The sequence below is a fragment of the Roseospira visakhapatnamensis genome, assembly GCF_014197915.1.
Lineage (GTDB): Bacteria > Pseudomonadota > Alphaproteobacteria > Rhodospirillales > Rhodospirillaceae > Rhodospira > Rhodospira visakhapatnamensis.
Genome location: NZ_JACIGK010000024.1, coordinates 57,085 through 78,280, shown reverse-complemented (window position 1 = coordinate 78,280; position 21,196 = coordinate 57,085). Strand labels below are relative to the sequence as shown.

The following is a 21,196-nucleotide window of genomic DNA, read 5'->3' as shown; positions in this document are numbered from 1 at the left end:
CCTGAAAGAAGCGCTCGACAAAGTTATGCCAACAGAGTGCAGCAGCTATATGCGGCATTCCGGCTATGGCCCAACTTGATCTCGGATTACTCTAGCGCTTGCCCAGCAGGCGGTCGACCTCCGCCTGCGAGAGGCCGCTGTGTGGGGCCCCGCCCTCGTCGGCCGGCGGCACCATCGGCATGGCGGCCAGATGCACGCTGCCGGGCGGTAGCGTGGTCAGGCGGCTCAACAACGCCTTGACCTTGCGGATGCGCTGGCCGGTGAGGTCCTGGAAGGCGCAGGACTCCATGATCGCCTCGATGCGCAGGCGCGACTGCCGGTCGGGCGCGTGGGAGATCAGCAGTTCGGTCAGGCCGAGAATGCGGTTGACCGCCCGTTCCTGCTCCTGGACGGCCGACTCGAGCTGCGTGACCGCCGCGCGCAGGGCGGCATCCACCCTCCGGGGATCATTCGGAAGGGGCCGCGCGGGACCTCCCGCGCCGGTCGACAGGCGACTCTGACGGGCCTCGACCGGTCCTCTGTTCGCCCCGGATCCCACCGCCATGATGCGCCCCCACTTCGAGTCCGGTTCCGCGCGCAAATAGCGCGACACTCCACGTAAGAGCCAAAAAGAGGCGTCGTCAAGGCGCGGTGCTTGGCGGGTCGACGTCTCGTCGCCTTGAAACGGGAACGGCCGGGCTGGAATGCGCGCCCGAAGAATAAAGGCCGAGGATCGACCTGGTGTAAACGCGCCAAACGATTGCGATTAATCAACCGCACCTTTCGGTGCCGATTTTCCACTCGCTTTTTTCTCTTAGATCGGCGGGACACAACGTCCTGTCGGTCTTGGCGCGCGGCCGTCCCGGGCCGGGGGCGCGGCCCGTCGGGGGATGGCCGCTATCCACCCAGCTCCTCGCGCAGGATTTCCAGCTCCAGGTACTCGGTCTCGGCGGCGTCCAGCTCGGCGCGGGCGGCGGCCAGGCGGTCGGCGCGAGCCTGGAAGCCGGCCGGGTCGCGGGTGAACAGCGCGGGGTCGGACAACGCCGCCTCCAGGCGAGTCGCCTCCGTCTGCAGCGCGTCGATGCGCCCCGGCAACTGCTCCAGCGCGCGCTGTTGTTTGTAGGACAGCTTGGCGGGCCTGCCACGGGGCCTGTCGACCGGCGACGGCGGTGCCTTGACCCTGGGCATGGGGGTCTTGGCCGCCGGGGCCTCGGCGCCGGTCTTCGCCAAGGCCGGAAACAGCGTCGCCATGGACCCCCCCGCCTGGGCCAGGGCATCGGAGAAGCCGCCGGCATAGTCCACCGCCCGCCCGTCGCCGGGCAGCACGATGGTTGCCGTCACCACCCGGTCCAGGAAGTCCCGGTCGTGACTGACCAGCAGCAGGGTTCCGTCATAGTCGGCCAGCATCTCTTCCAGGAGGTCCAGGGTCTCCATGTCCAGGTCGTTGGTGGGCTCGTCCAGGATCAGCAGGTTGGTGGGCCGGGCCAGGACCTTGGCCAGCAGCAGGCGGTTGCGCTCGCCGCCCGAGAGGCTGGAAAGGGGGCTGCGCGCCTGTCGGTCCTCGAACAGGAAGTCCCGCAGATAGCCCACCACATGGCGCGGCCGGCCGCGCACGTCGATGTGATCGCCGCCGCTGTCGGCCAGCAGGTCCCAGACCGTCTTGTCACCCTCCAGCAGCGAGCGGTGCTGGTCGAGTGTGGTCGGCGTCAGGTTGGTGCCCAGCCGGAGCCGGCCCTGGTCCGGGGTGAGCTGTCCGGTCAGCATCTTGAGCAGGGTGGACTTGCCCGCGCCATTGGGACCGACGATGCCCACCCGGTCGCCGCGCAGGATGCGGGTGGAAAACGGCGTGATGACCGGCCGGCCGTCGTAGCTCTTGGCGATGCCCTCGGCCTCGATCACCAGCTTGCCGGAGGTCGTGCCGGTGTCCGCCTCCAGATTGACGCCCCCGGCCCGCTGGATGCGCTGGGCACGGTCGGCGCGCATCGCATGCAGGCGCCGCAGCCGGCCCTGGTTGCGCTTGCGCCGGGCCGAGATGCCCTGGCGCGACCAGGTGGTTTCCTGGGCGATCCGCTTGTCCTGCTTGGCCCATTCCACCTCCTCCTGGGCGATCACCGCGTCGGACCAGGCGTCGAAGGCCGCGAAGCCGTCGTCCTGGCGGCGCAGCCGGCCCCGGTCCAGCCACAGGGTGGCGCGGGTGACCCGGCGCAGCACGGCGCGGTCATGGCTGATCAGGATGACGGCGCCCCGGAAGGCCGCCAGTGCCTCTTCCAGCCAGAGGATGGTGGGCAGATCCAGATGGTTGGTGGGCTCATCCAGCAGCAGCACGTCGGGCTCGCCCACCAGCGCCTGGGCCAGCGCCACCCGGCGCGCCTCGCCTCCGGATAGCGTGGCCGGGTCCCGGTCGGCCGGGACGTCCAGGGCGTCCAGCAGGATGTCCGCGCGATGGGTCTCGCCCGCGTGGGCCGGGGTCAGGCCGGCGGCCACGGCCTCCCGGGCGGTGGCATGCGCCGACAGGTCGGGTTCCTGGAGCAGGGTGGCCACGGTCACGCCGGGTTGCACCGCGCGCTCGCCGCCGTCGGGCGCGACCGTGCCGGCGATCACCTTCAGCAGGGTGGACTTGCCGCAGCCGTTGCGGCCCACCAGGCACAGGCGGTCCCCTCGGGACACGGTCAGGGTGACGGCCGCGAACAGCGGCCGGCCGCCGAAGCCGAGGGTGATGTCCTTGAGGGTCAACAGCGGCGGCGGCGGAGCCATGGGCGGCCTGTTCTGGCGGACTCAGGGGCGGGTGGCGTCCGGTCGCTGTAGTCGTCCCCGGCGGGTCGGGTCAAGGGGTGTGCGCCGGTCCGGGAGTCGTTGACCCGCCGGGGGATTTTCCGGACAATCGACATAAAGGCGAATGAAGGCAATATAAACACTATAAAGTAGTAGTTTTATCGTCCGGGTGCTGCTCCCATCCGGGGCTCGATCCCGGGCGCAGGCAGGACGTGACGGCCATGGCGAGCTTGGACTGGGCGCGGCTACGGGTTCTGGTGGTTGATGACAACGCCTACTTCCGCAAGGTGGTGCGCACGGTGCTGACGGCCGTCGGCGTGACGCGCGTGGCCGAGGCCGCCGACGCCGACGAGGCCATGCGCCTGCTGCGCGCCGGATCCCGGGACCTGATCCTGGTGGACTATGTGATGTCCCCCGTGGATGGCCTGACCTTCACGCGCCGCGTGCGGGACCCGGCCACCAGTCCGGCGCCCCGCGTGCCCATCGTGCTGGTGTCCGGCCATATCAGCCCGCCGGAGGTTCAGGAGGCCCTGAACGTCGGCGTCGATGCCGTCGTCGGCAAGCCCATCAGCGCCCGGGTGCTGCTGCGCGAGATCAAGCGCACGCTGACCGACTCCGGGGACCCGGACGGGGAGGGCGCCGGGGGCGGTGGGTCATGACCCCCGGCGCGCCGGGGGTGAGGTCTCGGCGGGTGGTGACGCCCGTGGTCAACGGCGGTCGGGCAGGGTGAGGGGCCCGCCCGCGCCGGGCAGCGTGGCCGGCGGGGTGAGTACCCAGCCGCCGCTGGCCAGCGCCCGCACGAACCAGCCGCGCCGGGCCGCCTCGGCCGCCAGATCCGCCGGTGGCGGGGCCAGGAAGCCGTCGGGATGGGTGGCGTAGTCGCCGCCCTCGGCCCACACCCGGATCTCGGCCAGCAGCGCCGCGTCACCGAGGGCGCGCACGAGTCGGGCGCGCCACAGGTCGGCCAGCCGCTGCATGCCGTCGGCGCCCAGGCGACGGGTCAGGCCGGCGGCCTCCAGGGCCTCGCGCAGTTGGGGCCAGGTCTCGGCCCGGGCCATCAGGTCCATGGCGTCCCGCACGGCCTCCAGGCTGGCGCGCGGCGACGGATCGGGGACGGTGTCACTCATGCGCGCCACGGTAGCGTCGTCGGCCGCCGTTGGCCAGCGTCCGACCGGATCATGACGCCGGGATGCCGCCGACCGGAATGCGATCTAACCGAGTTGGCGCGGCGCATCGTTCCGCATGCGGGGGCCGGATGTGTGACTTATTTGCTCGCGCGCCAATATTCTGTATGATACTGTTCAATACCTTTTGTGTGGTATTGACGAATATCATCGATGCGACCGATAGTGCGTGACACGACAAGGCCATGAGTCGGATACGCGGCTCAGGCGAATCACAATTATCCTGGGTGACGATTCTTCCCTTTTTAGATGTCGCATCCGGATCGACGTCAGGGCGTGGCCGCACCCAATCCCGACCCGCCGGGTTGGTCCGCGACTCCCGGCGACCCGGCACCCAGGACCAGTGTTGCGATATCGCCACATATCCCGAGAAGGCGGATCACTTGCAGTCGCGATGTGTTGACGGGATGGGGTCGGGCATGGCCCACTGCGTGAGGCAACCGGGAAAAAGTTAGGGAAAAGCAACTGTTCGAATTGTTATCGGGTCCCTTGTGAACCCTTATCGGTTCGACTAGGCAGTGCGTTCGACTAACAGGCCTGAGTTCACACGTTTGGCTTGAGAGGAATGGTCATGAAGAAGGTCCTTTTCGGCAGCACGGCCCTGATGGCGGCGGCTGCCTATACGTCGGTCGCGATGGCCGACCCCATCACCTTGAGTGTGGGGGGCAAGCAGGAGTTCTACTTCGGCGTCGCCGACGTTGAGAATGGTGACGGTACCGTCTACCGGTCGATCAACCCGGCCGCCGTCGCGGCCGGCGCCAACCACGGCACCGAGTCCAACGAGGCGTATGGCGGCACCGGCGCCTCCACCGACACCGAACTGTACTTCAGCGGTCAGACCACCCTGGACAACGGCCTGACCGTGATGGCCATGATCCAGATCGAGGCCGACGAGGACGGCACCACCAACGCCGACGAGACCTACATGGTCCTGTCGGGCGGCTTCGGCTCCCTGCAGCTGGGTGTCCGCCAGGGTGCCCACGCCAACATGGCCAACACCGGCTTCGAGCAGGGTGGCGTGGACTGGGACGAGGTGCTGTACAGCGACGACTGGTCGCCGCGGCCGGACAACCTGGGTCCGATCTTCGCCGGCACCATCTTTTCGGGCCTGGACATGGGCCAGAGCCGTCTGGACTTCGTGACGCCGGACCTGACCTACTACTCCAGCGATGACGCCAGCGTCGCCTACATCTCGCCGGAGTTCTTCGGCTTCAGCGTCGGCGCCACCTATACCCCGGACGTGGCCGGCACCGGTCTGACCGACTACGGCGACACCAGCGGCCGCAAGGACCAGTTCGACGCGGCCGTCGCGTTCAGCAACGAGTTCTACGGTGTCGGCGTGGACGCCGATTTCGGGTACCTGTACGGCTTCGGCACCTCAAGCGCGGCGTCCTACGAGATGTTCCGCGTCGGTGGCGCCCTGTCCTACGCCGGTTTCAGCATCGGCGGCGCCTGGGCCGATCACGAGTATGACGGCGACAACACGCACGCCCGCGACGGCATGTCCTGGCAGGCCGGCGCCGGCTACGAGAACGGCCCCTACGGCATCGACTTCAACTACTTCCACGGCGAGACCGAGGGCTCGTTCCTGGTCGCCGGCGATACCCTCGCGGGTGCCGCCCACGTCGCCGACATGACCAACGCCGGCATCGGTGACGAAGACACCACCGATTACTACAAGCTGACCGGCCGTTACGACCTGGGCCCGGGCATCATGCTCAACGCCTCGGTCTACCATGTGAACTACGACAACGACATGGGCATGGACCGGCAGATCACCGGTGGCCTGATGGGCGTCGGCCTGTCCTTCTAAGGACACGTCCGTCACTCATCACCGGGGGGCCATACGCTGCTGGCCCACCACGGGGTGCCGCGAGGAGGGAGAGGGACATCCTCTGCCTCCCGCGCGCCGGCTGGTCGCGGTTCTCCTCCCGCGTCCGGCCGACCCCCCGCCCTCGGGGGCTGTCCCCCACGCAGGCCGTCCCCCACGCAGGCCGTCCCCCACGCAGGCCGTCCCATGGGGCGGCATTCGCCAGGGCGCCTGGCGAGGGTGTTGCGCCAACGCCACGCTCGGGGCCTTTGCGTGTCCCAGGCGCTCCAGTGCGTTGACGGGTCGCCCGTTCGCGTGGCTTTATGCCTGAGCGAACCCGGCGGAATCGATGGGAGACGCCAGTTTTCGGATGATCCCCGGTTCGGCCCAACAGCAGCGTTGACCAACAGATCTGGTCCCACAGATTGGTTTGAGAGGAGAAGTCATGAAAAAGGTCCTTTTCGGCACCACGGCCCTGATGGCGGCGGCTGCCTACACCTCAGTCGCGATGGCCGACCCCATCACCCTGAGCATTGGTGGCAAGCAGGAATTCTACTTCGGGATCGCCGACGTTGAGAATGGTGACGGCACCGTCTACCGTTCGATCAACCCGGCCGCCGTCGCCGCCGGCGCCACCCACGGCACCGAGTCCAACGAAGCCTATGGCGGCACCGGCGCCTCCACCGACACCGAGCTGTACTTCAGCGGCCAGACCACCCTGGACAACGGCCTGACCGTGATGGCCATGATCCAGATCGAGGCTGACGAGAACGGCGCCACCAACGCCGACGAGACCTACATGACCCTGTCGGGCGGCTTCGGCTCCCTGCAGCTGGGTCTGCGTCAGGGCGCCCACGCCAACATGGCCAACAGCGGCTTTGACCAGGGTGGCGTGGACTGGGACGAGGCGCTGTACAGCGGCAACTGGTCTCCGCAGCCGGACAGCCTGGGTCCGATCTTCGCCGGCACCATCTTCTCGGGCCTGGACATGGGCCAGAGCCGTCTGGACTTCGTGACGCCGAACCTGACCTACTACTCCAGCGATGACGTCAGCGTTGCTTACATCTCGCCGGAGTTCTTCGGCTTCAGCGTCGGCGCCACCTATACCCCGGACGTGGCCGGCACCGGTCTGACCGACTACAGCAACACCGGCAACCGCAAGGACCAGTTCGACGCGGCCGTCGCGTTCAGCAACGAGTTCTACGGTGTCGGCATCGATGCCGACTTCGGGTACCTGTACGGCTTCGGCACCTCAAGCGCCCCGTCCTACGAGATGTTCCGCGTCGGCGGTGCCCTGTCCTACGCCGGTTTCAGCATCGGCGGCGCCTGGGCCGATCACGAGTATGACGGCGACAACACCAACGCCCGCGACGGCATGTCCTGGCAGGCTGGCGCCGGCTACGAGAACGGCCCCTACGGCATCGACTTCAACTACTACCACGGCGAGACCGAGGGCTCGTTCCTGGTCGCCGGCGATACCCTCGCGGGTGCCGCCCACGTCGCCGACATGACCAATGCCGGCATCGGCGACGAAGACACCACCGATTACTACAAGCTGACCGGCCGTTACGACCTGGGCCCGGGCATCATGCTCAACGCCTCGGTCTACCATGTGAACTACGACAACGACATGGGCATGGACCGGCAGATCACCGGCGGCCTGATGGGCGTCGGCCTGCGGTTCTAAAAGGCTCCGGCCGAAAAGGACCTGTCCGTCCCTCGCGGATGGACTCGAGAGGGAGGAGGCTTCGGCCTCCTCCCTTTTCGGTTTGGCGGTCGCCGTGACCGCCGCCGGATGGCTCCGGCGATGGCGCATGCGGCCCGCGCGCCGGACCGGGACGCCTGTCGCCGGGGGGATCGCCGATGGCCTCACGACCACGGCGCGGCCCCGGGGTGCGCCGACGACGCCGCCCATAGACCTGTATATTTTCCCAGGAAAACACTCTATCTTATGCCTTAGGAAAGGCCGTGGTATAGCCTATTCGCATAGGAAAATACCAATTGGCGTCCGGGAACCACAGTCCAGCCGATGGCGAGTCGTCGTGGCCGGATCGGGTGCCGGACCAGGAGCGGAGGCCATGGGATCCTCGGGACGCGACGACCAGACGGAGGAGGTGAACGCCGGTTACCTGCTGGCCCTGGCCCGCAAGAAAACGGTGGCGTCGCGCACGGCCCTCGCGCAGATCATCGCCAGCATGTTCGAACGCGACGCGGACAGCCTGAACGACCGCGAGTTCGCCCTGATGTCCGACATCCTGCGCCGCGTGTTGAAGGAGATCGAGGTGTCCGTGCGCCGGCGCATCGCCGCCGAATTCGCCAGCCGTCCCGATGTGCCGCGCGACCTGCTGACCTTCCTGGCCAACGACGAGATTGATGTCGCCTACCCGGTGCTCAGCCAGAGCCGGGTGCTGCGCGACGCCGACCTGATCGAGGTGATCCACAACCGTACCCTTGAACACCAGTTGGCGGTGGCGGTGCGGTGCGACGTCAGCGAGGCGGTCTCCAGCGAACTCGTCAACACCGGCAATGAAGCGGTCATCACCGAACTGCTGAAGAACCCCGACGCCCGCCTGTCCCGGACCACCCTGGGCTATCTGGTCGAGCAGTCCCGGCGCGTGGATGCCTATCGCGAGCCCATCCTGTCCCGGCGCGAACTGCCCGGCGATCTGGCCAAGCGCATGGTCCTGTGGGTCTCGGCGGCGCTGCGCACGGTGATCGTCGAGCGCTTCGCCCTGGACCCGAACGAGGTGGACGAGTTGATCGAGTCGGCCGCCCTGAACGCCGACGGCGCCACGGCCGACGACGAGGCCGAGGAGCATCCGACGGCGGCCGAGCGCCTGGCTGAGGAACTGCGCCAGTCCGGCCAGGTGGGGCCGGACATGATGATCTCCGCCTTGCAGAACGGCGAGGTGTCGCTGTTCATCACCCTGTTCGCCCAGGCCACCGACCTGCGCGAGATCCTGGTGCGCCGCCTGCTGTTCGAGCCCGGCGGCGAGGGCTTGGCCATCGCCTGCAAGGCGATGGACTTCGCCCGCGAGGACTTCTCGGTCATCTTCCTGTTCTCGCGCAAGGCCCGGCCGGTCAGTGGCGCCGTGCTCCGCGATGAGCATAAGATGGTGATGGATCTCTACGATCGCATGCCGCTGGACGCCTGCCGTGCCGTGATGGCCCGCTGGCGCCGGGACCGCGACTACCTCAAGGCGTTGCTGGCCATGGACGTCCTGGGCAAGGCCGACGACGAGACCGACACCGCCGACGACGCCCTCGCCAAGTACGGGGGCTGAAGGCGGGCGCCCCCGCTCGGAACGGCCGTCCGGGGCGCGCCCGACACCGCACCCGCAGGACGACGCCATGGGGCCCGACGATCCTCATCCCCACCCGCGCCTGATCATCGCCTCCGCCTGCGCGGCCGAGGTGCTGACCATGGTGGGCGTGTTCGCCTTCGCGGCCCTGCTGCCGGGATTCATGGGGGCGTGGGACCTGTCCAGCACCCAGGCCGGCTGGATCGGCGGCATCCTGTTCGCCGGGTTCGCGCTGACCGCCCCGGTGCTGGTGGCCCTGACCGACCGCCTGGACGCGCGCCGGGTGTTCGTCGCCGGGGCCGTGCTGGCCGGCGGTGCCAACCTGGCCTTCGCCTGGCTGGCCGAGGGCTTCTGGAGCGCCCTGGCGTTGCGCGCCGTGGCCGGGGTGGGTCTGGCCGGCACCTACATGCCGGGCCTGCGGGTGATGGTCGATCGGCTGGCGCCCCACCGCCGCGTCGCCGCCGTGCCGCTTTACACCGCGTGCTTCAGCCTGGGCAGCGCGACGTCGTATCTGATCCCGGGCCGGGTGGCGGACCTCGCCGGCTGGCCGGCGGCCTTCGCCGTGAGCGGCCTGGCGGCGCTGGCTGCGGTTCCGCTGGTGGCCTGGCTGCGTCCCCAGCCCCCCGAGCAACCCGAGGGCGCGTCCGGCGCCCTGCTGGACTTCCGCCCGGTATTGGCCAGCAGGGCCGCCATGGGCTACGTCCTGGGGTACGCCGCGCATATGTGGGAGCTGTTCACGTTTCGCGCCTGGATCGTAGCCTTTCTGGGCTTCGCCCTGGCGACGGGCGCGCCGGGCGCGACCGCCTGGTGGAGCGCCGGCGGGCTGCTGTCGCCGGGCACCGTCGCCACCCTGGGTGCCCTGGTGGCCATGGGATGCAGCATCGGCGGCGCCCGCCTGGCCACCCGCCGGGGCCGCGCCCGTACGATCCAGGTGTACATGGCGCTGTCGTCGGGGCTGGCGCTGGCCTTTGGCTGGCTGGCGGCGGTGCCCTATCCCGTGCTGGCGCTGCTGGCGCTGGTGTACGCGGGCCTGATCCAACTTGATTCGGCCGCCTTGACCACCGGTGCCATCGAGAACGCGCCGCGTGGCCGTCGGGGCGCCACCCTGGCGGTCCATGCCCTGCTCGGCTTCGGAGCCGCCTTCCTCGGCCCCGTGGCCTTCGGGGTGACCCTGGACGGAGCCGGCGGGCATCAGGCGCCGATGGCCTGGGGCCTGGCCTTCGTGCTGGTCGCCCTGGTGGGTATGACGGGTATCCCGGCGCTGACCCTGGCGGCGCGCCCGTCGCGGCGCGCGGAGGCCGGCCGGGGCGTCACGCCGCGTCATTGAAGCCCGTCCGGCCGCCCCCATGTATAACGCTGGTGTTCATGACGATCGCGAACGGGATGGGCCATGGGTCGAGGTGAGACACGCGCGCCGCGTTGGCCGGCGCCGGACGGGCCGGAGGCACTGGTCCGACCCCGGTCACGGCCCCTGGTGCGGATGGCCAGGCTGGTGTTGGGCGGCGTCCTTCTGCTGATCGGCATCGTGCTGGGCATTTCGCCTGTTCCCGTGGGCTTCTTGATCGTGCCCGTCGCGCTGTACATCCTGGCGTCGGAGTCCAGGACCGCGCGGTCCGGGATCCTGTGGGTGCGCCGTCACCTGCCGCCGCTCGACAAGGCCCTGCGCCGGGTGGCCCATCGCCTGCCCGAGGGCGTGACGCATATGATTCGCGATACCGATCCCCACCGCGACCGGAGCGCGGCCAAGGACAAGCCGCAGCCGGAAGCGGCATAGGACCCGGCCGACGGGCGCGATGATCGCGGTGCGTCCCTCGAGAACGCACCCGAGGCCGGTTCGCCCCCGTTCCCGTCATGGACAGGCGCCGGAGCGTCGGGCAGTGTGCGGGCTTTCCATCGCAGGACTCCCCGCCCGTGACCCGTCCCGCCGCCCATCGGTGTCCGCCCACCCCCCACGCGCCGTCCGTGTCGGGGGATGCCGCGCGGCGCCGTGCCGGCCTGATGGCCGCATTTGGCGCCTATGTCTTCTGGGGGCTGTCGCCGGTGCTGTATCACCTGCTGGGGCATGTGGCGCCGCTGGAGGTGATGGCCCACCGCATCGTCTGGGCGCTGCTGTTCGCCCTGCCGCTGGTGGTCTGGTTCGGTCAGGTCCGAACCCTGGTGACCTTGCTGCGCCAGCCCCGGGTTCTGCTGGTGTTCACCGCGAGCGCGCTGGCCGTCTCCATCAACTGGCTGACCTTCATCTACGCCACCGGCAGTGGCCACAAGCTGGACTCCAGCATGGGCTACTACATCTTCCCGCTGGCGACGGTGCTGCTGGGCGCGGTGGTGCTGGGGGAGCGCCCCAACGCGCGTCAGGGCGTGGCCATCGGTCTCGCCGTCCTCGGCGTGCTGGTGATGCTGGTCGGGCTGGGGCGGCTGCCGTGGATCGCCCTGGTGCTGGCCTCCAGCTTCGGGATCTATGGCCTGCTGCGCAAGATCGCCCCGGCCGAGGCCCTGGTGGGCTTTACCCTGGAAGTCATTTTGCTGGCGCCGCTGGCGATCGGGTTTCTGGTCTGGCTGCATGCGAACGGTCAGGGCGTCCTGGCCACAGGCTCCACCCTCGACGTGACTCTGGTCATGGTCGCCGGCCCGGCCACGGCGCTGCCGCTGCTGCTGTTCGCCATGGGCGCCCGGCGGTTGCCGCTGGGTACGCTGGGGATGCTGCAATACATCAACCCGACCCTGCAGTTCGGCATGGCGGTGCTGATCTTCGACGAGCCCTTCACCGTGATCCACACCGCGACCTTCGCCCTGGTGTGGGCCGGCGTGGCGCTCTATGCCATCGACCCGGCGCGCCTGCGGCGGTGGGCCGGGCGGCGCGGGTCGCGCCCGGCCGGGTGATCTCCCCGGGTGTCCGGCGGCCGATCAGCCGTGATCGTCGCCCGGGGCGACGGACGGCCCGGCGGACGAACTGGGGGCCAGCCCCAGGCGGGCGGCGGCCACCACGGCGCCGGTGCGGTTGTTCACCTTCAGCGCCTTGAGAATGGCGGTCACGTGCAGCTTCACCGTGCCCTCGGACAGGCCCAGCGCGCGCGCGATTTCCTTGTTGGACTGGCCCTGGCCCAGCAGCGCCAGCACCTCGCGCTGACGCGGGGTGAGCGGCACGCTGGCGATCGGCCGGGCGATGCCCTCGGGCGGGGTCATGGTCATGGCCTGGAGCGGCAGGGCCTGTTGCAGCGCCGCCACCTCGCGGTCCTCCAGCAGCGCCGGGGGCAGGTACACGCCGCCTGACAGCACCAGGCGCAGGGCGCCGATCATCACCTTGCCGCTGGACGTCTTGGGAATGAAGCCGGCGGCCCCCAGGCGGACCGCGTCCAGCACCAGGCGCCGATCCTCCGTGGCCGTCAGCACCACCACGGGCGCGGCCCCCACCGCCTGCTTGAGCGCCGACAGACCCTCGTTCCACGCCATGCCGGGCATCACCAGATCCATCAGCACCAGGTCCGGCGGCGGCGGCTCGCCAGCGCGCGCCAGCGCCTCGTCGAAGGTGCTGGCTTCCACGATCTCCAGGTTCGGGTCCAGGTCGTCCAGCACCAAGCGCAGGCCGTCCCGGAACAACTCATGGTCGTCGGCGATCAATATCCTCAAGAGACACCCTCGCCCTGCCCTTGACGGATGCGATCGGCGGGGGTCACCCTGACCGGCATCCTGTATCGTCACGTGTCCCGCGAGTTTAGGAGGCTTCGCCGTCGCTGGCAAAGTTTCCGTGCGCCCAAGGGCGACGGACCCGTAACGGCGACGCCGGAGGGCTGATTTCCGTGTGCCGGTCATGGTCGCGGCGTTGACCGCTCCGGGGACGGTGCTTCATTGTACACAAGCCGCAGCTCCTCAGATACACCAGTTCTTCAGAGACACAGTGTGACCATCATCCGGGGCACGGTTCCGTCGGGTCCAGGATCAGACCCCCGTCACGATCGCACGGGCCTCCCGCCCGTCATGTTCCCCGTCGTGCCCATGCGCCAGACAACGAGGACACCCGTCATGCCCTTCCGGATTGCCCGCGCCCTGACCGTGGCCGGCCTGTTGGCCGTCGTTGCCGCGCTTGTCCCGCTGGGGATGATGGCCGCGTCGGCCCGCGCCGCGACGCCCGCCGACATGGCCGTCATCGCCTGGCAGATCGACGAACTCAGCACCCTGGATCCCGCCGAGGTCTATGAGTTCGCCGGTGCCGAGATCGTCGCCAACGTCTATGACCGGCTGGTCTACTACGATATCGATGCGCCCGACACGATCCACGGTGGCATCGCCGAGCGCTGGGACATCAGCGAGGACGGCCGGACCTTCACCTTCCACATTCGCGAGGGCATCACCTTCCACTCCGGCAACCCGGTGACCGCCCACGATGTGGCCTGGTCGCTGCAGCGGGTGGTGCGGTTGAACAAGGGGCCGGCCTACATTCTCGGCGAATTCGGCCTGACCGCCGAGACCGTGGACGAGCAGGTGCGCGCCGTCGACGACCGCACCCTGGTGTTCGAGACCGACCGGCGCTATGCCCCCAGCTTCGTGCTGAACTGCCTGGGGTCCTGGGTCAGCTCGGTGCTCGACAGCAAGACGGTGATGGCCCATGCCGAGGGGGACGACCTGGGCAACGGCTGGCTGAAGACCCAGGTGGCCGGGTCCGGTCCGTTCACGCTGGGTGTGTGGCGACCGAGCGAGATGGTGGTGCTCGACCGGTTCGAGGACTACTGGCGCGGGGCCCCGGCGATGAAGCGCGTGGCCTTGCGCCATGTGCCGGTGAGTGCCTCGCAGCGCCTGATGCTGGAGAAAGGCGACGCCGACATCGCCCGCAACCTCAGCCCCGACGATCTGACGGCCTTGGCCGAGACCGCGGACGTCGGTCTCCGCAGCGTGCCTCAGGGCGCGATCTATTACCTGGGCCTCAACCAGAAGAATCCCATCCTCGCCAAGCCCGAGGTGCGCGAGGCGCTCAAGTGGCTGATCGACTATGACGGGATCGAGCGCGCCATCCTTCAGGGCACCAAGGTCCAGCACCAGTCGTTCCTGCCGGCCGGCTTCCTGGGGGCGATCGACGACCGGCCCTACACCCTGGACCTGGACAAGGCGCGCGCCCTGCTGGCCGAGGCGGGCCTCCCCGACGGGTTCGCCGTGACCATGGACGTGCGCAACACCTACCCGACCGTCGAGATCTCCCAGGCGATCCAGGCCATCTGGGCCCAGGCGGGGATCGTCCTGGAGATCATCCCCGGCGACAACAGGCAGACCCTGACCAAGTACCGCGCCCGTCAGCATGACATCTACATCGGTCGCTGGGCGCCCGACTTCCTGGATCCGCACGCCAACGCGGCGGGCTTCGCCTGGAACCCGGACAATGGCGAGGACAGCCCCCACCGGTTGCTCGCCTGGCGCAACGCCTGGGACATCCCGGAGATGACGGCGCGTACCGAGGCCGCGCTGGCCGAACCCGACGTAGAGACCCGCGGCGCCATGTACGAGGCCCTGCAACGCGATCACCAGGCCACGTCGCCCTTCGTCCTCATGTTCCAGGACATCGCCGTGGTGGCGGAGCGGGCCGGCGTGACGGGGTTCGAGGTCGGCCCCAACTTCGACGTGGTCTACTACCGCAACATCGTCAAGGACGGCGGGGAGGACCGGTGAGGCCCGTCCGCGCCCTGGTCCCCGGACCCCGGCGGCGATCGCCGGGGGTCCGGTGTCGCGATCGTCACGCCATGGGTGGACGATGACCGACGGCGCCGTTCCGCGCGTCCGCCGCCTGGCCCTGGGTGCCGGGCGGCTGCTGATCACGGTGGCCGTGACGGTTCTCGGGCTGTTGGTGGTCACCTTCCTGATCGGCCGGGTGGTGCCGGTGGACCCGGCGCTGAACCTGGTGGGCGACCGGGCCACCGAGGCCGCCTATCAGGCCGCGCGGACGCAACTGGGCCTGGACCAGCCGCTGTGGCAACAGTTCCTGGCCTACCTGGGGCGGGCGCTCCAGGGGGATTTCGGAACCTCGGTGCTGACCGGGCGCCCGGTGCTGGAGGACGTCGCCCGGGTGTTCCCGGCCACCCTGGAACTGGCGACCCTGGCGACGGTGCTCGGCGTGATCCTGGGCGTGCCGGCCGGCGTGGTCGCCGCCGCCCGGCAAGGCACCTGGATCGACCAGGTGATCCGCGTGATCGGCCTGGTGGGCTACTCGGTGCCGGTGTTCTGGCTGGGGCTGATGGGCCTGCTGGTGTTCTACGCCCGCCTGGAGTGGGTGGCCGGCCCCGGGCGCATCGACATCTTCTACGAGGGGCTGGTGCCGCCGGTGACCGGCGTGATCCTGCTGGACGCGGCATTGGCCGGCGACGGGACCGTGTTCCGCAACGCCCTGGACCACATCATCCTGCCGGCGGCGATCCTGGGCTACTACAGCCTCGCCTACATCAGCCGCATGACCCGCAGCCTCATGCTCGACCAGTTGCGGCAGGAGTACATCGTCACCGCCCGGGTCAAGGGGCTTTCGGAGCGGGCCGTGGTCTGGCGCCATGCCCTGGGCAACGCCGCCGTGCCGCTGGTGACGGTGATTGCCCTGTCCTACGCGACGCTGCTGGAGGGCTCGGTGCTGACCGAGATCGTGTTTTCCTGGCCCGGGCTGGGCTCCTACATCACCACGTCGCTGCTGAACGCCGACATGACCGCCGTGCTGGGGGGCACCGTGGTGGTGGGCGCGGTGTTCATCGGCCTCAATATGCTGTCCGACGCGCTGTACCGGGTGCTGGACCCGAGGGCGCGGCCATGAGCGAGTCCTCCCCGCGCGCCTGGTTGCTGGCCGAGGCGCCGGCCTCCCGCCATCAGGCCTGGCTGGGCCGGGCGTACCGCTCCTGGCGGCTGTTCCGGCGCAACCCCCTGGCCATGGCCGGGCTGTCGGTGGTGCTGGCGCTGCTGCTGCTGGCGGTGATCGGGCCGTGGCTGGCACCCCACGATCCGGTGGCCCAGATCCTGGACCGGCGCCTGCTGCCGCCGGGCACCCCGGGGAACCTGCTGGGCACCGACGAACTGGGACGCGACATCCTCTCGCGGCTGCTGTACGGCGCGCGCATCACCCTGACCATCGTCATCATGGTGGCCGTCCTGGTGGCGCCCCTGGGCCTGCTGGTGGGCACGGTGGCCGGCTATGCCGGCGGCTGGCTGGACACGGTGCTGATGCGCCTGACCGATATCTTCCTGGCCTTCCCGCGCCTGATCCTGGCGCTGGCGCTGGTGGCCGCCCTGGGGCCGGGGATCGAGAACGCGGTGATCGCCATCGCCCTGACCACCTGGCCGCCCTATGCGCGCATCGCCCGCGCCGAGACCCTGACCGTGCGCGGGAGCGACTTCATCGCCGCCGCGCGCCTGCAAGGGGCGTCGCCCATCCGCCTGGTGGTCGGCCATGTCATGCCGCTGTGCACCAGTTCGGTGATCGTGCGCGTCACCCTGGACATGGCGGGGATCATCCTGACCGCCGCCGGGCTCGGCTTCCTGGGCCTGGGGGCGCAGCCGCCCAGCCCCGAATGGGGCGCCATGGTGGCCAGCGGCCACGGGGTCCTGCTGGACCACTGGTGGGTGGCGACGATGCCGGGCCTGGCGATCTTCGTGGTGGCCCTGGGCTTCAACCTGCTGGGGGACGGGCTGCGCGACGTGCTCGATCCCCGCGCCGGACAGGGGTGACCGGCCCATGACCATGCCCCCATCGCCATCCTCATCCTCTTCCCCGTCCTCGTCCTCGTCCGCGCCTCCCCTGCTGGAGATCGACCGCCTGCGCGTGGATTTCCCGACCGAGACCGGGGTGGTCCGGGCCGTGCGCGATGTCTCCCTGACCGTGCGCCGGGGCGAGCGCGTGGGGCTGGTGGGAGAGTCGGGCTCGGGCAAGACCCAGACCGGACGGTCGGTGCTGGGCCTGCTGCGTCCGCCGGCGCGGGTGTCGGCGGCGCGCCTGACCTTCGACGGCCAGGACCTTCTCGGGCTGTCGGAGCGGGAGCACCGCCGCCTGCGCGGCCGCCGCATGGCCATGATCCTCCAGGACCCGCGCTACAGCCTGAACCCGGTGATGCGCGTCGGCGCCCAGGTGGTCGAGGCCATCCGCGCCGCCGAGCCCGAGCTATCCCGCCGCGCCGCCCGGGCGCGCGCCCGCGAGGCGCTGGCCGCCGTGCGCCTGCATGACGTGGACCGGGTGCTGGAGGCGTGGCCGCACGAGTTGTCCGGCGGCATGGGCCAGCGGGTGATGATCGCCATGATGATCGCCCTCGGGCCGGACCTGCTGATCGCCGACGAACCCACCAGCGCCCTTGATGTCACCGTGCGCCTTCAGGTGCTGGCCATCCTCGACGAGTTGGTGCGGGCGCGGACCATGGGGCTGCTGCTGATTTCCCACGACCTGCCCCTGGTGGCCGGGTTCTGCGATCGGGTGGCGGTGCTGTACGCCGGCCGGGTGATGGAAACCGTGGCCGCCGCCGATCTGGCCAAGGCCCGCCATCCCTACACCCGGGGACTGATGGCGGCCTTGCCCTCGGTGGACGGGCCTCGCGGCGACCTGCCGGTCCTGGACCGGGATCCGGCCTGGCTGTCGGAGGGTGGTGGACCATGATCACGGTGCGCGACCTGACCGTCACGTTCCGCGCCGGGAACCGTCTGGTGCCGGCCCTGCGTGGCGTCTCGCTGGACGTCGCGTCCGGGGAGGTCTTCGGCCTGGTGGGCGAGAGCGGCTCGGGCAAGTCCACGGTGCTCCGGGTGCTGGCGGGCCTGACCCGGGACTGGTCCGGGACGCTGGCCATCGCCGGCGAGCCCCTGGGACGGCGCCGCACCCGGGCGTTTCACGCGCGGGTGCAGATGGTGTTCCAGGACCCCTACGGCAGCCTGCATCCGCGCCATACGGTGGACCGCGCCCTGTCCGAGCCCCTGCGCATCCATCGCCGCGCGGCGGACCGGGACGCGCGGGTGCTGCGGGCGCTGGACGACGTGGGGCTGGACCGCTCGTTCCGCTTTCGGTATCCGCATCAGCTCTCGGGCGGTCAGCGCCAGCGGGTGGCGATCGCCCGGGCACTGATCCTGGAGCCCGCCGTGCTGCTGCTGGACGAACCCACCAGCGCCCTCGACGTCTCGGTGCAGGCGGAGATCCTCAACCTGCTGCGGCGGCTCAGGAGCGAACGCGACCTGACCATGATCCTGGTCAGCCATGACCTGACCGTGGTCGGGCACATGGCCGACCGGCTGGCGGTGATGCGCCACGGCCAGGTGGTGGAGGAGATGCCCGTGGACCGCCTCGCCCGGGGCGAGCCCGCCCACCCCTACACCCGCCAGCTTCTGCGGGCCGCCCAGGGCTACGATCCGGCCACCGCCGAGGCGCTGCTGGCCGAGCCGTGAGCGGCGGCGGGTGCCGGAACGCCGGTCCCGCGCCGCTTGACCGCGCGGGGTCCGCGCCGCATCCTCGGGACGAGGGCGTCCGGTGACCGACCGCGCCCGTTCCCTTCCGCATCGGACCCGCCTCGCCGTGTCGCATCGCCCGCCGCCCAAGCGGTCCCCTGGGGACGCGCCCTTCCCCACGCGCCAGCAGGTGCTGGACTACATTCGCGACACCCCGGAGCACGTGGGCAAGCGGGACCTGGCGCGCGCCTTCCAGCTCAGTGCCGAGCAACGGCCGCTGCTGCGTCAGCTTCTGAGGGACCTGGAAGACGACGGCCTGCTGCAACGGGGCCGCAAGCGGCGCTTCGCGCCCCCGGGGACGCTGCCGGAGGTGACGGTGCTCACCATCCACGCCACCGACGCGGACGGGGACCTGCTGGCGCGCCCGGATGCCTGGGACGAGGCCGAGCTGGGGCCGCCGCCCCGCGTGCTGGTGCTGCCCCAGAAACGCACGAGCAAGGGCCGCGACGGCCCGGCGCTGGGGGTGGGCGACCGGGTGCTGGCGCGGATCACGCGCGACGGCGACGGCGCCACCGCCTATACCGCCCGGCCCATCACGCGACTGGCCTCGGCGCCGCCCCGCCTGCTGGGGGTGCTCGCCGAGGGGCCGGATGGCCTGCGCCTGCGCCCGACCAGCAAGCGCGACCGCAACGAATACCTGATTCGGCCGGGAAGCGAGGGCGGCGCGGTCGTCGGCGACCTGGTGGAGGCCGAAGGCGTGCCCGGCCGCACCCACGGGCTGCGGCAGGCCCGCGTGCTTGAGCGCCTGGGCGACATGACCAACCCGCGCGCCGTCTCGCTGATCTGCATCCACACCCACGGCATTCCCACCGACTGGCCGCCGGAAGCGGAGGACCGGGCCAGGGCCGCCGGCCCGGTGGCCCTGGAGGGCGGGCGCGAGGACATCCGGTCCGTTCCCCTGGTGACCATCGACGGCGAGGACGCCCGCGACTTCGACGACGCGGTCTGGGCGGAGCCCGACCCCGACCCCGCCAACCCGGGCGGCTGGCACCTGCTGGTGGCCATCGCCGACGTGGCCTGGTACGTGCGGCCGGGTGACCCGCTGGACGAGGAGGCCTTGCGGCGCGGCAACTCGGTCTACTTCCCCGACCGGGTGGTGCCCATGCTGCCCGAGGCGCTGTCCAACGGCTGGTGCTCGCTGCGCCCGGGGGAGGATCGCGGCTGCCTGGCCATCGAGATGTGGATCGACAAGGACGGCGCCAAGCGCCGCCATCGGGTGCTGCGGGGGCTGATGCGCTCGGCCGCGCGGCTGACCTACGCCCAGGTGCAGACCGCCGTCGACGGCACCCCCGATGAGACCACCGGTCCATTGGTCGAGCCCCTGTTGAAGCCGCTCTATGGGGCCTTCGGCGCCCTGTTCGCCGCCCGCCAGCGGCGCGGCAGCCTGGACCTGGACCTGCCCGAGCGCCGCGTGGTGGTGGGCGATGACGGTCAGGTCGCGCGCGTGGAGCCGCGCGCGCGCTACGACAGCCACCGCCTGATCGAGGAGTTCATGGTGGCCGCCAACGTCTGCGCGGCCGAGGAGTTGGAGCGCCTGGGGCAACCCTGCCTGTACCGCGTCCATGACGAGCCCTCGCAGGAAAAGCTGACCGCGCTAAGGGATTTCCTGAAAACCCTGGAGATCGCCCTGTCCCGGGGTCAGGTGCTGCGCCCGCACCACTTCAATCAGATCCTGGCCAAGGCCCGCGACACCGAGCACGAGCACATGGTCAACGAGGTGGTGCTCCGCTCCCAGGCCCAGGCCGAGTACACCCCCGACAACATCGGCCACTTCGGGCTGGGGCTTCGGCGCTACGCGCATTTCACCTCGCCCATCCGCCGTTATGCCGACCTGATGGTGCACCGGGCCCTGATTCGCGGCCTGTCGCTGGGGGAGGGGGCCTTGCCGCCGGACCAGGACGACCAGTTCGCCCGCATCGGCGGCCACATCTCGGAGACCGAGCGCCGCGCCGCCATGGCCGAACGCGATGCCGTCAACCGCTTCACCGTGTCGTGGATGGCCGGCCGCGTGGGGGCCACCTTCACCGCCCGGGTCACCGGGGTCACGCGGGCCGGCCTGTTCGTCGCCCTGGACGACAGCGGCGCCGATGGCCTGATTCCCATCAGCACGTTACCCCCGGCCGATTTCTACTGGCACGACGCGGCGGGGCACACCTTGCAGGGCCGCACCCATGGCAAGACCTATCGTCTGGGCGAGCCGCTGGTGGTGCGCCTGGAGGAGGTGGACACGGTCTCCGGCGGGATGATCCTGGCGGTCGCCGATGGTCCGGCAGGGGCCGCGCCCGACGGCCCAGAGACGGATCGCCGCGATGGGCGCCGTCCCGCCGCCCGCCCTGCCAGTCGCCCCGCCACTCGCAAGGAGCGCGCGCGCCGACGCGACAAGCGCCGATCATAGGATGTGACGAGGCCGTGTGTCCGCCGGCCGGGTCGGCCGCTTCTGAACCGCGACCGGGGGGCATCGTTCTGGAGCGGGGTCACGGGTCAACCGAAACCGAACCATGTGTCCCGATCCGCCGCAATCATGCCCCATTTGCGCGTCAAGAACGCCCCAGGATGGCCGTTTCCGAACGTTCGGAGACCGCCCGCTCCCCGACCCCTTGACCTGTCCGCCGTGAAGAGGCCTCGCCATGCAGACGACCTCCTCCCATGCTCTTGACGCCCGTGCGTCCTCGATGTCCCGGCGTTCGTCGCCACGGGGTCCGACCCCGACC

Annotated in this window: 17 protein-coding genes; 13 read left to right on the top strand and 4 right to left on the bottom strand. The window is 70.2% G+C overall.

The features are described 5' to 3' along the window. Nucleotides 1–91: 91 nt before the first annotated feature. Both GGD89_RS14625 and GGD89_RS14620 read right to left on the bottom strand, forming a co-directional pair. Nucleotides 92–436: a hypothetical protein gene (locus tag GGD89_RS14625; protein WP_343058617.1), complete on the bottom strand. Its 345-nt coding sequence runs from the start codon at nt 434–436 to the stop codon at nt 92–94. A 440-nt stretch (nt 437–876) separates the two neighbouring features. Then, the gene (locus tag GGD89_RS14620; RefSeq protein WP_184046571.1) at nt 877–2,733 is read right to left on the bottom strand and encodes an ABC-F family ATP-binding cassette domain-containing protein; all 1,857 of its coding nucleotides are present in this window, start codon (nt 2,731–2,733) and stop codon (nt 877–879) included. A gap of 239 nt (nt 2,734–2,972) precedes the next feature. Between GGD89_RS14620 and GGD89_RS14615 the strand changes: the two genes are divergently transcribed. After that, nucleotides 2,973–3,410 (top strand): response regulator, encoded by a 438-nt coding sequence (locus GGD89_RS14615; protein ID WP_184046569.1) that lies wholly within the window; start codon nt 2,973–2,975, stop codon nt 3,408–3,410. 48 nt (nt 3,411–3,458) lie between these two features. On the opposite strand, the gene GGD89_RS14610 is transcribed toward GGD89_RS14615, so the two are convergent. After that, nucleotides 3,459–3,878: a hypothetical protein gene (locus GGD89_RS14610; RefSeq protein WP_184046566.1), complete on the bottom strand. Its 420-nt coding sequence runs from the start codon at nt 3,876–3,878 to the stop codon at nt 3,459–3,461. Nucleotides 3,879–4,506: 628 nt separating this feature from the next. Here GGD89_RS14610 and GGD89_RS14605 point away from each other — a divergent pair. From GGD89_RS14605 to rarD, 6 genes are all read left to right on the top strand, one after another. Beyond that, nucleotides 4,507–5,748, top strand: coding sequence for a porin (locus GGD89_RS14605; RefSeq protein ID WP_184046563.1), 1,242 nt, complete (start codon nt 4,507–4,509; stop codon nt 5,746–5,748). Nucleotides 5,749–6,190: 442 nt separating this feature from the next. After that, nucleotides 6,191–7,432 carry a porin gene (locus tag GGD89_RS14600; RefSeq protein ID WP_184046561.1) on the top strand — a complete coding sequence of 414 codons (1,242 nt, stop codon included), beginning with the start codon at nt 6,191–6,193 and terminating at the stop codon, nt 7,430–7,432. 391 nt (nt 7,433–7,823) lie between these two features. Next, nucleotides 7,824–9,029: a DUF2336 domain-containing protein gene (locus tag GGD89_RS14595; RefSeq protein ID WP_184046559.1), complete on the top strand. Its 1,206-nt coding sequence runs from the start codon at nt 7,824–7,826 to the stop codon at nt 9,027–9,029. 67 nt (nt 9,030–9,096) lie between these two features. Then, nucleotides 9,097–10,374 (top strand): MFS transporter, encoded by a 1,278-nt coding sequence (locus GGD89_RS14590; RefSeq protein ID WP_246423134.1) that lies wholly within the window; start codon nt 9,097–9,099, stop codon nt 10,372–10,374. A gap of 153 nt (nt 10,375–10,527) precedes the next feature. After that, nucleotides 10,528–10,821 (top strand): PGPGW domain-containing protein, encoded by a 294-nt coding sequence (locus tag GGD89_RS14585; protein ID WP_184046557.1) that lies wholly within the window; start codon nt 10,528–10,530, stop codon nt 10,819–10,821. Nucleotides 10,822–10,958: 137 nt separating this feature from the next. Next, the gene (gene rarD / locus GGD89_RS14580; protein WP_343058616.1) at nt 10,959–11,927 is read left to right on the top strand and encodes an EamA family transporter RarD; all 969 of its coding nucleotides are present in this window, start codon (nt 10,959–10,961) and stop codon (nt 11,925–11,927) included. A 24-nt stretch (nt 11,928–11,951) separates the two neighbouring features. Here the strand turns inward: rarD and GGD89_RS14575 are convergent, their stop codons facing one another. After that, entirely contained in the window at nt 11,952–12,674 is a 723-nt protein-coding gene (locus GGD89_RS14575; protein WP_184046555.1) for a LuxR C-terminal-related transcriptional regulator, read from the bottom strand. Between the two features lie 393 nt (nt 12,675–13,067). Between GGD89_RS14575 and GGD89_RS14570 the strand changes: the two genes are divergently transcribed. The 6 genes from GGD89_RS14570 (at nt 13,068) to rnr (ending at nt 20,880) form a co-directional block, all read left to right on the top strand. Next, entirely contained in the window at nt 13,068–14,702 is a 1,635-nt protein-coding gene (locus tag GGD89_RS14570) for an ABC transporter substrate-binding protein (protein WP_184046553.1), read from the top strand. An 82-nt stretch (nt 14,703–14,784) separates the two neighbouring features. Further along, nucleotides 14,785–15,825 (top strand): ABC transporter permease, encoded by a 1,041-nt coding sequence (locus GGD89_RS14565; RefSeq protein WP_184046551.1) that lies wholly within the window; start codon nt 14,785–14,787, stop codon nt 15,823–15,825. After that, a complete protein-coding gene (locus tag GGD89_RS14560) occupies nt 15,822–16,733 on the top strand; it encodes an ABC transporter permease (protein ID WP_184046549.1) in 912 nt (303 codons plus the stop codon). Before GGD89_RS14565 ends, GGD89_RS14560 begins: the two co-directional genes overlap by 4 nt. Before the next feature lie 7 nt (nt 16,734–16,740). Beyond that, nucleotides 16,741–17,649, top strand: coding sequence for an ABC transporter ATP-binding protein (locus GGD89_RS14555; RefSeq protein WP_425503044.1), 909 nt, complete (start codon nt 16,741–16,743; stop codon nt 17,647–17,649). Next, the gene (locus tag GGD89_RS14550) at nt 17,646–18,425 is read left to right on the top strand and encodes an ABC transporter ATP-binding protein (protein WP_184046547.1); all 780 of its coding nucleotides are present in this window, start codon (nt 17,646–17,648) and stop codon (nt 18,423–18,425) included. The genes GGD89_RS14555 and GGD89_RS14550 overlap by 4 nt, the downstream gene beginning before the upstream one ends. 127 nt (nt 18,426–18,552) lie before the next feature. Continuing rightward, nucleotides 18,553–20,880, top strand: coding sequence for a ribonuclease R (gene rnr, locus GGD89_RS14545; protein WP_184046545.1), 2,328 nt, complete (start codon nt 18,553–18,555; stop codon nt 20,878–20,880). The last annotated feature ends 316 nt before the right edge of the window (nt 20,881–21,196 follow it).